This is a genomic window from Sphingobacterium sp. LZ7M1 (assembly GCF_024296865.1).
In the GTDB taxonomy this organism is placed as follows: Bacteria; Bacteroidota; Bacteroidia; order Sphingobacteriales; family Sphingobacteriaceae; genus Sphingobacterium.
This window is the reverse complement of sequence record NZ_CP101134.1, coordinates 1170596-1184946: the sequence shown is the minus strand read 5'-3', so window position 1 is coordinate 1184946 and position 14351 is coordinate 1170596. Positions and strand designations below refer to the sequence as shown.

The 14351-nt window shown below is 42.4% G+C and carries 12 protein-coding genes; 7 read left to right on the top strand and 5 right to left on the bottom strand.

Features of this window, described 5'->3' with window-relative positions:
• Positions 1–195 precede the first annotated feature (195 nt).
• The 3 genes from aqpZ to NMK93_RS04955 form a co-directional block, all read right to left on the bottom strand.
• Positions 196–921 carry an aquaporin Z gene (gene aqpZ / locus NMK93_RS04965; RefSeq protein WP_185213506.1) on the bottom strand — a complete coding sequence of 242 codons (726 nt, stop codon included), beginning with the start codon at positions 919–921 and terminating at the stop codon, positions 196–198.
• A gap of 315 nt (positions 922–1236) precedes the next feature.
• A complete protein-coding gene (locus NMK93_RS04960; RefSeq protein WP_237219571.1) occupies positions 1237–1737 on the bottom strand; it encodes a hypothetical protein in 501 nt (166 codons plus the stop codon).
• Positions 1738–1845: 108 nt separating this feature from the next.
• Positions 1846–2433, bottom strand: a complete 588-nt coding sequence (locus tag NMK93_RS04955) for a C40 family peptidase (RefSeq protein ID WP_185213505.1) — start codon at positions 2431–2433, stop codon at positions 1846–1848.
• Between the two features lie 261 nt (positions 2434–2694).
• Here NMK93_RS04955 and NMK93_RS04950 point away from each other — a divergent pair, with 261 nt between their 5' ends.
• Positions 2695–3585, top strand: a complete 891-nt coding sequence (locus NMK93_RS04950) for a DMT family transporter (protein WP_254528181.1) — start codon at positions 2695–2697, stop codon at positions 3583–3585.
• A 96-nt stretch (positions 3586–3681) separates the two neighbouring features.
• A complete protein-coding gene (locus NMK93_RS04945; protein ID WP_254528179.1) occupies positions 3682–5949 on the top strand; it encodes an inorganic phosphate transporter in 2268 nt (755 codons plus the stop codon).
• 247 nt (positions 5950–6196) lie between these two features.
• On the opposite strand, the gene mtaB is transcribed toward NMK93_RS04945, so the two are convergent.
• Positions 6197–7516, bottom strand: a complete 1320-nt coding sequence (gene mtaB / locus NMK93_RS04940) for a tRNA (N(6)-L-threonylcarbamoyladenosine(37)-C(2))-methylthiotransferase MtaB (protein ID WP_185213502.1) — start codon at positions 7514–7516, stop codon at positions 6197–6199.
• A gap of 178 nt (positions 7517–7694) precedes the next feature.
• Between mtaB and NMK93_RS04935 the strand changes: the two genes are divergently transcribed.
• From NMK93_RS04935 to NMK93_RS04920, 4 genes are all read left to right on the top strand, one after another.
• Positions 7695–8516, top strand: a complete 822-nt coding sequence (locus tag NMK93_RS04935; protein ID WP_185218630.1) for a thymidylate synthase — start codon at positions 7695–7697, stop codon at positions 8514–8516.
• A 19-nt stretch (positions 8517–8535) separates the two neighbouring features.
• Positions 8536–9033: a dihydrofolate reductase gene (locus NMK93_RS04930; RefSeq protein ID WP_254528175.1), complete on the top strand. Its 498-nt coding sequence runs from the start codon at positions 8536–8538 to the stop codon at positions 9031–9033.
• 40 nt (positions 9034–9073) lie between these two features.
• Positions 9074–10810, top strand: coding sequence for a M61 family metallopeptidase (locus NMK93_RS04925; RefSeq protein ID WP_254528173.1), 1737 nt, complete (start codon positions 9074–9076; stop codon positions 10808–10810).
• Positions 10811–11003: 193 nt separating this feature from the next.
• Positions 11004–11714 carry a hypothetical protein gene (locus NMK93_RS04920; RefSeq protein ID WP_185218627.1) on the top strand — a complete coding sequence of 237 codons (711 nt, stop codon included), beginning with the start codon at positions 11004–11006 and terminating at the stop codon, positions 11712–11714.
• A 186-nt stretch (positions 11715–11900) separates the two neighbouring features.
• Here NMK93_RS04920 and NMK93_RS04915 read toward each other — a convergent pair whose 3' ends face one another.
• A complete protein-coding gene (locus NMK93_RS04915) occupies positions 11901–12404 on the bottom strand; it encodes a hypothetical protein (protein WP_185213497.1) in 504 nt (167 codons plus the stop codon).
• Between the two features lie 180 nt (positions 12405–12584).
• On the opposite strand from NMK93_RS04915, the gene NMK93_RS04910 reads away from it, so the two are divergent.
• The gene (locus tag NMK93_RS04910; protein WP_254528170.1) at positions 12585–14351 is read left to right on the top strand and encodes a long-chain fatty acid--CoA ligase; all 1767 of its coding nucleotides are present in this window, start codon (positions 12585–12587) and stop codon (positions 14349–14351) included.

Here is a 14351-nt window from a genome sequence, read left to right as displayed (position 1 = left end):
AACCTCCAAGGAGCCTTGAGTTACGATCATGGCCCATCCTCTCATCCTTTTAATCCTGGTACACTCCCAGATCTTGGCCCATCCTCTAATCCCTTTCATCCTGGTTCAAATCCCCTACCCATTCCCCTACCCACAAAAAAGAGTTGCCCAATGGAGCAACTCTTTCATTTAAATTAATCAAAATAATATTTTCAATTACGCACTTTTCGGTTCGTTCTGCACCAATCTCCACAGTACGGCACCGATTACTGCACCAACAAACGGAGCGACCAAGAACAACCAAACTTGAGAAATTGCATTTCCACCTGCAAAGATCGCAGGTCCAAGGCTTCTAGCAGGATTCACTGAAGTCCCTGTGATAGGAATAGCAACCATGTGGATCAAAACCAAGGAAAAACCGATAGCCAAACCAGCCATCGTTCCATTTCCAAGTTTTGATGTGGTGCCCAGAATAACGAACAGGAACAGGGCTGTCAATACCGTTTCGGTAATAAATGCTGCCATCATTCCATACTCATTCTGATAACCTGCGCCCCAGCCATTCGACCCATACGCCCATTCGCCAGCGCTGAAACCAGCAATCTGACCCGACAAAATGGTCTTCAACACAAAGGCTCCTAAGATACCACCCAATACCTGGGCAGCAATATAAACTATAGCATCCTTTCCAGACATCCTTCCCGAGACCAGGACACCCAAGGTAACCGCCGGATTGATATGACAACCCGATACGCCGCCAATTGCATAGGCGAAAACTACCACGGATAAACCGAAAGCCAAGGAAATCCCCAATAACCCTAGGCCAGATGTATGCGCTAGCGTATCACCTCCGGCAACAGCTGCAGCACCACAGCCAAACAATACCAAACCGAATGTTCCAATCAGTTCAGCAATGAATTTAGATAATGTTTTTGTTTCCATAATTTATTATTTGGACACAAATTAACAATTAATATCAATAATTACCTCATAAAATAATGGTAGGATTATCGCCACAAAAATGGAAGTCATCCTTTTTTCCAAAAGGGAACAGAGCATCTTTTTAGTTTACAGGGGATTAATCGAGATTCAATAAATAAAAAAAAAGGACCGATATCACATCGACCCTTTTTCTTAATTGTTTTACCTAATAACCTTTAAATCACCAAACAATTTATTGAAACAAATTACTTGACTCAAAAGTAGGGCTATTGGTTAAAGTTACTGTTAAGAGAAAATTAAATAATAAATTTCCTTTTATCTCGCCTTTGCCGTCGCCAACATCCTTACCACCTCATCGATCGTGGTACGGCCCGCTTCGACCATTTTGTCTGGCCCCGGATAATCCGGATCAAAGGTTACAGTCTTCGTTTTTTCTTTATAGGCGAAGGTCAGCTTGTACCTTGGCTTGCGCTCGCCAGCCGGTCTCTTGCTGAGGTCCACCGTCATATCGTCCGGTAAATTCCAGAAGCCCAACTCCTGCGCTTTCCTGTGCAGATACAACAGGTCATTGTCACGAAGTTTCAAGCTATCCTTTACCAACTTGTTGTCTTTTGTAAGGTAATCATATTCCTGTGTCTTGGAATTGAAATGGTTCAGCATGGAATCTGGAAATCCATAGGTAATTTCGATATGATCGAAATCTGAATAACGGTATGGTGCGTTTTTCACCATTGCCGAATAGTAATAAACACAGTAAATTAAGAATGGAACTACTACACATAGCCCTAAGAAAATCTTTTTAGTTTTTTCTGACATGATATGCTATAAAATGTGCACAAAAATAGGGATTTGTACAGATTTTAACAGGCTAATTTGAGAATAAAGCCGAATATCGGACATAATACTGTCATAAAACAGCAGCCACTAACTCTTTGGCGTTCCGCTGCGCTTGAAATATTTATAATACCAACTATCGTTCAGGTTGGAGATGATAACACCTTTGCGCGTGGATACATGCACAAACTTGCCATTGTGCAGGTAAATACCCACATGGTCGATATTCCGACCGCCAAAGGAAAAGAACACCAGATCCCCCTCCTTCAATTGCTTCTCATACTTCCGCTTCACATTGTCAGCCATGTCCCTTGAAGTTCGTGGCAGCTCCTTGCCATAGATCCTATCGTACATCAGGGTCACAAAACCCGAACAGTCCACCCCGCGTTTATCCATACCCCCCATTCGGTGCGGCGTGCCCATCCATTCATCGATCATTAGGTATAGGTTCTTGTTATCGAGATCCTTGGTCTTCACGCCCAACAACTCGGCATAGTTTTCCAGCTTGTTCCCAGAATACTCCACCCCTCTGGCATCACTGGCATCCGAAATTGGAGCTCCCTTCTTGGGCTTTACATTTCCATAAGAACCTCCTCCGGCAGTTTTTCGCTTCGCCCCACAGGAACTCAACAAGACCGCCGCCAAAAGAAAAAGTAATAAGCTGTAATTAATCTTCATCCAAAACCTCCAAACCAAAAATATCAAGCTATTCCATCAAAGCCCACCTGTTTTTTTCCACAAATGTGACTTACTTTATTGCCAAAGCCATACAATATAGGTTATTAATCCTTAAAAACAGGATTTGAACGGAAATTATTTGTCACGACAACCAAATTTTATGCGCGCTAATTTTTACCTGTACGAATGGATTTGTCTTTTCTGTGTCATCAACTGTTTTTATCCTTAGCGCATAGTACTTATTTAATTTACTTTTGCGCCATGAATAAAACAAAAGGCGCAATAGCCGTATTCCTTGGAGCCGCGAGCTTCGGAATTCTATCCACCTTTGTTAAAAAAGCCTATGCACAAGGTTATAACCTTGGCGAAGTCACAGGGATTCAAGCACTATTAGGGGTTGTCTTTCTTTGGCTAGCTTGGCTCCTCATAAAAAACTCCCAACAACAAAAGAAATCCCAGACCCCATTAAGCCCTAAATGGAAAATTTACCTGAGTGGGGTAAGTACGGGCATGGTCAGCATATTGTACTATAAATGTGTAGAACTGGTCCCAGCTTCCTTGGCCATCGTCCTCCTGATGCAATACATCTGGATCGGACAGATTATCGAACTGATTTTCTTCAAGGTAAAACCTCAGCTTAGCCAAATCATCGTTATCATTGCCATCCTTGCCGGTACGGTCTTCGCTACTGGCATGATCGAGGAACCTTTGGAATCCTTTTCTTTACTGGGGATCGGGTACGGCATGCTTGCTGCAACCGCCTACTCTGTCTTTATGATTGTCAACGGCCGTGTGGGCAATGATTACCATCCGATCCATAAAAGCGCCATGATGATCAGTGGTGCCTTATTCCTGATTATGGTCACCTTACAACCCTTCAGTTTGTTCGGCAGCGAAACGTTCATGGGAATTTTACCTTATGGCATGTTGCTGTCCATCTTCGGAACGGTCATTCCACCGTTGCTCTTTGCTTACGGCATGCCTAAAGTGGGGTATTCCCTTGGCGCCGTACTAAGTGCCGTAGAGCTCCCGGTAGCCGTCTGTATGTCTTACCTGGTCCTGCAAGAGTCGGTCAGCTGGGTCAAATGGATAGGCGTTATTTTTATTCTTTTAACGATATTCTGGAAGAATAATTTGAAAACAAATAGCTAAATTTTAAGGTTTTTACCCTATACTTGCAGTTTTAGAAATTATATTTCAGTTTTAGTCTGATCACCCATAACAATCTAGATTGAAAACATATACATTATGGAGAACTACCTTTATCTCGTACTCATCACGCTTGCTGTCCTGGCAATCATAGACCTGATGGTCGGTGTTAGTAACGATGCTGTAAACTTCCTGAATTCAGCCATTGGATCAAAAGCCATCCCTTTCAAAAGCATCATGATCATTGCCAGTTTGGGGATCCTTTTTGGATCGGTCTTTTCGAGCGGTATGATGGAAATCGCCAGGAGCGGGATCTATGTCCCCAGTAAATTCTCTTTTGATGATGTAATAACCATATTCCTCGCCGTCATGATTACGGATATCATTCTATTGGATGTCTTTAACTATTTCGGCCTGCCAACTTCAACCACGGTATCCATCGTGTTCGAGCTCTTAGGTGCTGCGATCTGTTTGGCTATCTATAATATCGCTATTAAGAACGGAGATTGGTCTACCCTTTCTACCTATATCAATACAGAAAAAGCCTCTGAGATTGTCTACAGTATCTTACTCTCCGTCGTCATTTCCTTTACGGTCGGTATGGCTGTACAGTATATTTCCAGGGTCCTGTTCACTTTCCAGTTTGAAAAGAAACTAAAGACCATTGGGGTTTTCTTTGGGGGAATTGCCATGGCTTCTATCTCTTATTTTATCCTGATCAAAGGGATGAAAGGTGTATCGTTCATTGGTTCAGATGTCAAAGACTGGGTTCAGACGCATGAATTGCTCCTATTGGGTGGATCATTTGTAGTCTTCACCATCCTAAGCTACATCATTAACCTGTTGGGATATAATATCCTGAAGGTGATCATTGGAATTGGAACCTTTGCGTTAGCGCTTTCATTCGCGGGGAACGACTTGGTAAACTTTATCGGTGTACCAGTAGCCGCAGCTCAATCGGTAGAGTTCTTCCAATCGATCCCTGGCGCCGACCCGGACAACTATATGATGGATGCATTGGCATCCAGTGATATAGTTGCCCCTACCTGGATCTTATTAACCGCAGGTATCGTAATGGTCATTACCTTATGGACCTCCAAAAAGGCCAAAACCGTTATTGAGACGGAAATGAGCCTTTCCAATCAAGGTGATGGTAACGAGAAATTTAAATCCAATATGCTATCCCGTAGCATTGTAAGAGGATTTATCAAACTTGGTTCAGGTTTGACTTACCTGATGCCGAGGACCTTGCAGGCAAGTTTGGACAAAAAATTTGAAAACCCACTGTTAACTGCCCATAGAAAGAAAAAGAAGTCAAAAGATGAACCAATGTTTGATATGATCCGCGCTTCGGTCAACCTGATGGTTGCTTCCAGCCTGATCGCCCTAGGTACATCCATGAAACTTCCCCTTTCGACCACCTATGTAACCTTTATGGTGGCCATGGGTACTGCCTTTGCAGACCGTGCATGGGGCCGTGAGAGTGCAGTTTATAGGGTTTCGGGAGTATTCCACGTTATCGGCGGTTGGTTTGTGACTGCGGGTTGTGCATTCGCGGGAGCGGTAATCTTCGCGTTCTTCCTAAAGATTGGCGGAATCGTCACTTTTGTGATCTCCCTGATCGTACTTGCCCTATTGCTTTATAGAAATGCAAAGAGCCATGACCGCAAGATCAAGGCAAAGGCATTACAGGAACTGAACCTGGAAAAAGGCGATATCATCGGTCTACAGCAGGTAATTGAAACCTCTGCCCAACAGATCAGTGAAACGTTCTCCAAGACCAACCTATTCTTCAAGGAAGCCATAGACTCCCTGATCAAGGAAGACCTGGATGCCCTGACAAGCAATAAAAAGTTGATCAAGAAACTGCAGAACGACCTGAACTCAACCAACAACGCGATGTATGATTATATCCGTAGTTTGGATGATAATTCCGTGAAGGGAAGCCGTTATTATATCATATCCTTAGGTTATCAACAGGATATGGTAGAAAACGTAGCGGTCATCAACTCCAATGCCATGTCGCATGTGGACAATAACCACAAACCGCTGAAGATCAGTCAGGCAAAAGACTTAAAATATGTGGTGGAAAGAATCGCTGAATGGTTCTCAAAAATCAACATGACCTATAAACGACTGGATTTCAGTAAGATTGATGAGATCATTAAAGAAAGAGAAGATATCCAAGAATACATCAACAATCTATTGGACAAACAGATAGACCGTATCAGGACTTCTGAAAACAGTCCTAAGAACAGTAGACTGTATTTCTCCATTCTTCTCGAAACCAATGAGCTGATCAGTTCAACCTTCAAGTTGATGCGACTTCACAAAGAGTTTGACAGCTTCAGAAGAAGAAATGCTTAGCAGCTCAAATTCAACTCAGGCAAGTAATTATTCCCCATAAAAAAGGACCCAAAAACAGCTAAAGAAAAGGCAGGATTTAGACCAAAAGGAAAGGTCTAAATCTTGACCTTATTCGAGATTGCTTCGAGACACATTCGGGAAATGGTTAGAAATAATTCTATCCAATCCGAACGTTTCCGAATATGTCTCGAATGAGACTCGAACAAAGTCAGAATAAAACCAAAAAAAATTGGGGTATACTATCCGATTAATGCGCTAATACCTCTGGCAATTCCTCGATATCCACATCCCCATTTTCAGAAATGGAAATGAACTTAACGGGAACAACCTCGTTTACCAACAAAGGATCATAAGGCGTACGCACTTTCACATAGTTCTTGGAGAAGCCATGCATATAACCATCTTTGATATCACCTTCAAACAGAACCTCATCGATAGAGCCTAACTGCGATTCGTAGAAGGCTCTACGTTTCTTTTCTGAAAGGATATGCAACATCTTGCTTCTATCGCTTCGCTGGGCACCCGGTACGGCACCTTCCATTTGAGCGGCAATGGTATTTTCACGTTCTGAATAGGTGAATACATGCAGGTAAGAGGTATCCATCTCATTCAAGAAGTTGTATGTATCTATAAAATCCTCACGGGTCTCTCCTGGGAAACCGACGATAACATCCACCCCGATACAGCAGTTAGGCATCAGAGATTTGATCTTAGCAACGCGTTCGCTATACAGTTCACGTTTGTATCGGCGTCTCATTTGTGCTAGGACCTTATTGTTACCTGACTGTAGGGGCATGTGGAAATGTGGCACAAACCTTTTGGACTGTGCTACAAATTCGATGATCTCATTGGTCAATAGGTTGGGTTCAATGCTAGAAATACGGATCCTATCGATTCCTTCCACCTCATCCAATGCTTTCACCAGATCCACGAAGCGATCTTGGCGCTTGCCGTCACGGATGCCGTAGTCACCGATATTCACGCCAGTCAGCACGATTTCTTTGACGCCGGAAGCGGCAATCTCTTCAGCCTGACGCACAATGTCCTCAATCTTGCCCGAACGGCTGGCGCCACGTGCCAAAGGAATCGTACAGAAGGTACAGGAATAATCACAACCATCCTGAACTTTCAAAAAGGTCCTGGTACGGTCGCCGATGGAGAATGCAGAAACAAACTGATTGGTTTCGTCGATAGGGGCATTATGGACCACTGCTTTTTCGTTCTTGGTCAGGTCATCGATATGTTCAATGATGTTGAATTTTTCGGCAGCACCTAATACCATGTCCACACCCGGGATTTCAGAAATCTCCTTAGGTTTGAGCTGCGCATAACAGCCAACAATGGTAATATAGGCATTTGGGGAATGCTTCAGGGCTTCCTTTACGACCTTTCGGCACTTGCGGTCAGCATGATCGGTCACCGAACATGTATTGATCACATAAACATCTGCCGCGCTGTTGAAAGGCGTAGTTTCATAACCCGCATCCTTAAAGATACGACCTATAGAGGAGGTTTCTGAAAAATTCAGCTTACAACCTAACGTATAGAAAGCAACTTTTTTTCCCATAATATTTTGCAAAAATACACAAAATGATGCAAAATGTTAAGTATTGATGAATTGTGATATTTTAATGATTAACCTGGGATTGTAAAAAAACGGGAAACTTCCGCAAAGGCCCCAAAAAGCAAAATGCAATTTCAAAAAAAAGGGTATCTTCGTAGGAGAAAAAAATCAAGGGAAATCAATGAAACAATATTTAGACTTACTTGAACACGTATACACGACTGGTGTTGAAAAAACGGACAGAACTGGAACAGGAACAAAAAGTGTATTTGGGTATCAAATGCGTTTCAATCTAAAAGAAGGATTCCCCCTTGTAACGACCAAAAAGTTACATTTACGCTCCATTATCCATGAGTTGATCTGGTTCCTGAAAGGTGAGACCAACATCCAATATCTCAAGGAAAACGGTGTAAGCATTTGGGACGAATGGGCGGATGAAAACGGCAATTTAGGTCCAGTTTATGGTTCACAATGGCGTTCATGGCCTACTCCTGATGGCCGTCATATCGACCAGATCAGCCAAGTGATCAATCAGTTGAAAAAATCACCGGACTCCCGTAGGATCATTGTTTCGGCATGGAACGTAGCGGAAATCGAAAATATGGCTTTGCCTCCATGTCATGCCTTTTTTCAGTTCTATGTAGCGCCGGCGCAACCTGAGAAAGGGATCTTAAAACCGCAGCTATCCTGCCAATTATACCAACGCAGTGCAGATATTTTCTTGGGAGTACCGTTCAACATTGCTTCCTATGCCCTATTGACCATGATGGTGGCGCAGGTATGCGATATGGAAGCGGCAGATTTTGTCCATACCCTTGGTGATGCGCATATCTACAGCAACCATTTTGAGCAGACCGAACTGCAATTGTCACGCGATCCGAAACCACTTCCGCAAATGAAGATCAACCCTGATGTGAAAGACATCTTTGATTTCAAGTTTGAGGATTTTGAATTGGTCAATTACGAACATCACCCGCATATCAAAGCTCCAGTAGCTGTATAATAAAAACTAAAACATTTAAATGAGTTATCCTAAAGTTACATTTATTGTGGCGGCAGCCGAGAATAATGCAATTGGAAAAGGTAACCAAATGCCTTGGCATTTACCCAATGATTTCAAATACTTCAAGGCCAAGACCATGGATCATTCCATTGTCATGGGTCGGAAGACCTTTGAGTCCATTGGTAAAGCCTTGCCAGGCAGAAGGAATATCGTCATCAGCAGACAGCCTCAATTTAGGGCAGAGGAAGTTGATGTCGCAAACAGCATCCAAGCGGTAATTAATTATTGCAGGGATGAACAGGAAATATTTATCATCGGTGGAGCAGAGATCTACAAGCAATCCTTGCCCATTGCAGATGAAGTCCTATTGACCAGGGTGCACACCAATATTCCAGATGCGGACGCCTATTTTCCGGAACTGCCAGAGAATGAATGGGAGTTGGTCAGTCAAGATGCCCATCAGAAGGATGAAAAGCATAAGTTCGACTATACTTTTGAAGTTTATAAAAGAAAATAAGGGATGCCAAACAAGGTTTCCCTTTTTACGTTTAAGAATTATGAGTAATAGCAGTATACAGTTCCAATTATCTTTTATTGAGCCTCAGGCACATTATGTGGAGGTCCGAATGATCCTTGAAGGATTTGACCAAGATTACCTTGACCTCAAAATGCCGGTCTGGACACCTGGTTCCTACCTCATCCGTGAATTTGCAAAAAACGTGGAGCAGATGAAGATGGAAGATACGAATGGTAACCTCCTTGAATTTGACAAGATCAACAAGAATACCTGGAGAGTTCATTCCAAGGGTTCGCAGGTAAAGGTATCCTATCGTGTTTATAGCTTTGAACGCTCCGTGCGTACCAATTTTGTGGATGACCAACATGCCTTTATCAGCCCAGCAGGGACTTTCCTGTTCGTGGACGGCTATTTGGACCATGCTTCCACGGTTCAGGTTGATCTGCCAAGTTTCTGGAAAAAGATATCTACAGGTTTGGAATTGGTAGAGGGCAAACTCAATCTCTTCTTTGCAGAGAATTTCGATATCCTTTTTGATTCTCCGCTGGAGATCGGTAATCAGGATAGCTGGACGTTCAATGCTGCGGGTATACCCCATGAATTTGCGATGGTGGGAACGGCCAATTACGATAAAGATCGCTTGTCAGAAGATATCACAAAGATTGTGGAAGTAGAAACGGCGATCTGGGGATCGAATCCGAATGACCGATATGTATTTATTACCCATAATTATCAAAGTTCACACGGTGGATTGGAACACTTGAACTCGACGGTCTTGGCAGCATCCAGGTCCGCTTATTCCAATAACATCACCTATAATAATTTCTTGAGCTTGGTAGCCCATGAGTATTTCCACTTATGGAATGTCAAGCGTTTGAGACCCGCGAACTTGGGTCCATTCAACTATGATGAGGAAAACTACACCCCATTATTATGGATCTTTGAAGGTTTTACCGCCTATTACGACAACCTAATTACGCGTAGATGCGGATTTAGGAATGAACAGGAGTATCTAAATGAATTGGTTTCGGAATTCAATCTGGTATTGAACCGCCCTGGACACAAGGTTCAATCGGTGGGTCTTTCCAGTTTTGATACCTGGATCAAACAATACCGCCCTGATGAAAACTCATCCAATGTCAGCATCTCCTATTACAACAAAGGAGCTATGTTGGCCACGATGATTGACATCAGCATCATTGCGAAGACCAATGGCAGCAAACGTTTGGACAATGTCCTGAAAGCGGCCTATGAAAAATATTACCTGATTGAGAACAGGGGAATCAGCGAAAAGGAATTCCAAGACTTGGCAGAAGAGGTTTCCGGAATCTCCCTGAAGGAGATTTTTGACGCAGTCTATACCACAGAAGAAATTGACTATAATGCTTATTTCAACGCGATAGGTTATCAGTTCATTGACATCAATAGGGAAAACCAGACACCTAGCATAGGGATCAAGGTTTCGCATCAGGATGGACGTACCATCATCAAGAATGTTGACCGCAATTCCGCTGCTTGGCTGGATGGATTGAATGTAGATGATGAAATCGTGGCAGTCAACGGAAATCGCTTGGATCCGATGGGTAGAGAACTGGACCAGGCTGTGATCAACAGCAAGATTGGTGATCCTTTGCAGATCCTGGTCGCTAGAGATGGCCTGATGCGTGAAATCACGATCCAGTTGAAAGCTAGTGAAAAAGTTTCCTACGTTATTGAAAGAAAAGAAGACAGCACAGAAGAACAAAGAAGGTTAGGTAATATCTGGCTTTCTTTATAATCTTGAAAAGTAGAAATACCCAGCAATCGAATCCCTTTCGTTGCTGGGTATTTTGTTTTCGCTCGTCCAAAGCAATTAACCACTCATTATCAATAATTTATTTGAATTTTTTCTTTATTTTTAATGGCACACAATTAACAGAATCGAACCTAAGACCAATTTCAGGTTCCGTACCGTTTAACCAATTACGGCCATGCAAATAAAACCCATTCAAAACCACAACCTATATGCCTATCGGCGTCTCCGAAGGGCAATTGGTTATCTAGGGATTTTTCTCCCAACCATTTTAGTCCTGCTATCTTTAATCAAATTCTTTGCGACCAAAATACAGCCCTCCATCAGCCATTATTACTATACCAACCTTCGGGAAATCTTTACGGGTACATTATGTGCTGTAGGCTTGTTTTTGATCTGCTATAAAGGAAATGGGAACAGGTCAATTCTCAAGAACGACAATTTACTTACGAATGTTGCCGGGATCATGGCTTTCGGGGTTGCTTTTATCCCAACAGATCCTATTTCGGACTCCTGCCTGAAATGTACCTTGATCAACTTTAGCTTAACTTGGTTACACTATGCCTTTGCGGCAGTGTTGTTTTCCATTTTTGCCCTATTATCCATCAATGTCTTTACCATCGGGCAACAGAAAAACTCCGATATTCCGGTCAGTATGTTCAATGAAAACCGCATCTACAGATTCTGTGGCTATGGCATAATACTTTGCGTAGTTATGGTCCCTCTAAAGCTGTTCCCCTATTCTACCCTCGTTTTTGAAGCCTTAGCCCTTTGGATGTTCGGGATATCCTGGCTGATCAAAGGCAGGGCACTCGGGGACGAAGGCGTAATTGGCGAAAAAGTATACCGGGAGCATAATGCGGTGGATACGGAGAAGGCAGTTGAGTAGATATGAGATGTGAGTATTGAGATGTGGGATAGAAAATTGGATAGGAATGGGATAGATATGAGTATTGAGATGTGAGATATGAGACAGTATAATTGACAGCCTTTCTATCTCACATCTGATATCTCACATCTCAATACTGTAACAACGAACAAGGCCTTGCTTTTTGATGCAAGGCCTTGTTCGTTGTTAAAACGTGTATCTTATTGAGAATCCCACTCCATCCCAAATCCTGAATCCGCTTTCTTGAAGGAAGTCGAAATAAGGTTTGATATCTAGTGACAATGCTAGTGGAGCTTGCGGAATTTTGTATTCCACCCCTACGATACCATCAACACTCAGGGCCATTTCGGAATGTTTGTCAAAACGTTGCCCTTCTTTGTTGGTAAATGCTTTACTGGTATATGAACCTACGGAACCACCGAATCCCCAGAACCAAGAGAAATCATTGTACAATGGCAAGTGGTTTTCATAGAGACCTACCAAGCGGAACCTGCTGTATTCCGAGTTGCCCTGTATACTCAGGATTCCTTCCAAAGCCTTGTTAGGATTCATTGTATAACGATATGTTAATCCAGTAGCCGAACCAAATCTGGCACCGATGGCATGTTGAGATTGCAGCTGCGCGTTGGCAAGGTTAGTTGATGCAATAAAAGCGATAAAAACTAGTGTTAGTTGTAAGATTTTTTTCATTGAAAACAAATTTCTATTCCTCAAAAGTACTATTAATTTTTTAAACGCTTAAAACCGATTTTCGGTATAAGTAAAGTCAAAAATTATTCTGCAAGCATAGTTTTTCTTTAAAAAATTATATATTAGTCATTACCTAGATATGTATAACCAATTTTGTATTTTTAAGGGGAGATAAACATTATGAGCAATAATAAAAGATTATTTGATTTAATCAGTAACTATCAGAAGGAATTTTCCAAAGAGATCATGGTTGCTGGCCGCTCAAAGAATGGTTGGAAGACCTATTCCACCCAAGAGTTTGTAGAAATCATCGATAATATTAGTAAGGGATTATTGGCAAAAGGGATTCAGAAAGGCGATCGTATTGCCTTGATGTCCGGTAATAGACCGGAATGGAATTTCATTGACTTTGCCTGTAACCAATTGGGTGTGGCGACAGTGCCCTTATACCCTACCCTTTCCAATCAGGACCTCATCTATATCCTGAATGATGCTGGCGCAAAGCTTTTGTTTGTAAGCAATGAAGAGCTTGCGAAGAAAGCTGACCTAGCATTAAAGGAAAACAACCAAGAGTTAGAGGTTTTTACGTTTGATGATATCCAAGACCGCAAGAACTATCTTGAGGTTCTGGGACTTGGTAAACAAAACGACCAGGACCTGCAAGCCCATAGAGATGCAGTTCAACCTGAGGATCTATTGACCTTGATCTATACTTCAGGCACAACGGGTAAACCCAAAGGCGTTTTCCTATCCCATAACAATATCATTTCCAATGTGGAGGCATGTAACCATTTGGTGACCGATGAATACAAGAAAGCATTGAGCTTCTTGCCTTTATGCCACATCTTTGAGCGAATGGTAGTGTACCTGTACCTTTCCAAAGGGGTACAGATCTATTATGCGGAAAACCTAGATAATATCGTGGTCGACATCAATGATGTAAAACCAGATCTATTTACGACGGTCCCACGTGTATTGGAAAAAGTATATGATAAGGTCGTTGAGAAAGGCAAGAACCTTACCGGCATCAAGAAATCATTGTTCTTCTGGGCATTGAACTTGGGCTTACGTTATCAAGAACCTAAAAAGAACTCCGGATTCTACAACTTCCAATTGGGCATTGCCAGAAAATTGATCTTTTCAAAATGGAAGGATGCATTAGGTGGAAACATCAAATTGATTATTTCTGGTGGTGCAGCATTGCAGGAACGTTTGGCAAGAGTGTTCTGGGCGGCAGGTATCAAGGTTTTGGAAGGTTACGGATTGACCGAAACTTCCCCGGTAATTGCTGTGAACTCCTGGAAGGAAGAAGATGTGAAGTTTGGAACAGTTGGACGCGTATTGGACAACCTAGATGTTAAGATCGCTCAGGATGGAGAGATCCTGGTAAAAGGACCAAGTGTGACCAGTGGCTACTACCATAACGATGAGGCGACCAAAGAAGCCTTTACCGAAGATGGATATTTGCATACCGGCGATATTGGTGAACTGACTCCAGATGGTTTCTTGAGAATCACCGATCGTAAAAAAGAGATGTTCAAAACCGCGGGAGGTAAATATGTTGCCCCTCAAGTTTTAGAAAACAAATTGATGGAATCTACCCTGATTGCCCAGGTGATGGTCATTGGTGAGAACCAACGTTTCCCAGCGGCATTGATCGTTCCGGCATATGAAGAGCTTGAAAAATATGCCAATCACAAAGGGATCAGCTTCAGTTCAAAAGAGGACTTGATCAAGAATACCGACATTTTATCTAAATACGAACAGGTTATATCACAGGCAATGGCTAACTTTGGGCATTGGGAGCAGGTGAAGAAGTTTAAGTTGTTGCCGAAAGAGTGGACCATCGACGCTGGTGAGTTGACTCCGAAGTTAAGCCTTAAACGAAAAGTTATCCTGCAAAAGAATGAAGAGGTAATAAAATCAATCTATTCTGAACAGGGATAA

What these genes read in the sequence shown, in the direction of transcription:
- aqpZ (WP_185213506.1), bottom strand. Translation starts at nt 921, where the DNA reads ATGGAAACAAAAACATTATCTAAATTCATTGCTGAACTGATTGGAACA.
- NMK93_RS04960 (WP_237219571.1), bottom strand. Translation starts at nt 1,737, where the DNA reads ATGTCAGAAAAAACTAAAAAGATTTTCTTAGGGCTATGTGTAGTAGTT.
- NMK93_RS04955 (WP_185213505.1), bottom strand. Translation starts at nt 2,433, where the DNA reads ATGAAGATTAATTACAGCTTATTACTTTTTCTTTTGGCGGCGGTCTTG.
- NMK93_RS04950 (WP_254528181.1), top strand. Translation starts at nt 2,695, where the DNA reads ATGAATAAAACAAAAGGCGCAATAGCCGTATTCCTTGGAGCCGCGAGC.
- NMK93_RS04945 (WP_254528179.1), top strand. Translation starts at nt 3,682, where the DNA reads ATGGAGAACTACCTTTATCTCGTACTCATCACGCTTGCTGTCCTGGCA.
- mtaB (WP_185213502.1), bottom strand. Translation starts at nt 7,516, where the DNA reads ATGGGAAAAAAAGTTGCTTTCTATACGTTAGGTTGTAAGCTGAATTTT.
- NMK93_RS04935 (WP_185218630.1), top strand. Translation starts at nt 7,695, where the DNA reads ATGAAACAATATTTAGACTTACTTGAACACGTATACACGACTGGTGTT.
- NMK93_RS04930 (WP_254528175.1), top strand. Translation starts at nt 8,536, where the DNA reads ATGAGTTATCCTAAAGTTACATTTATTGTGGCGGCAGCCGAGAATAAT.
- NMK93_RS04925 (WP_254528173.1), top strand. Translation starts at nt 9,074, where the DNA reads ATGAGTAATAGCAGTATACAGTTCCAATTATCTTTTATTGAGCCTCAG.
- NMK93_RS04920 (WP_185218627.1), top strand. Translation starts at nt 11,004, where the DNA reads ATGCAAATAAAACCCATTCAAAACCACAACCTATATGCCTATCGGCGT.
- NMK93_RS04915 (WP_185213497.1), bottom strand. Translation starts at nt 12,404, where the DNA reads ATGAAAAAAATCTTACAACTAACACTAGTTTTTATCGCTTTTATTGCA.
- NMK93_RS04910 (WP_254528170.1), top strand. Translation starts at nt 12,585, where the DNA reads ATGAGCAATAATAAAAGATTATTTGATTTAATCAGTAACTATCAGAAG.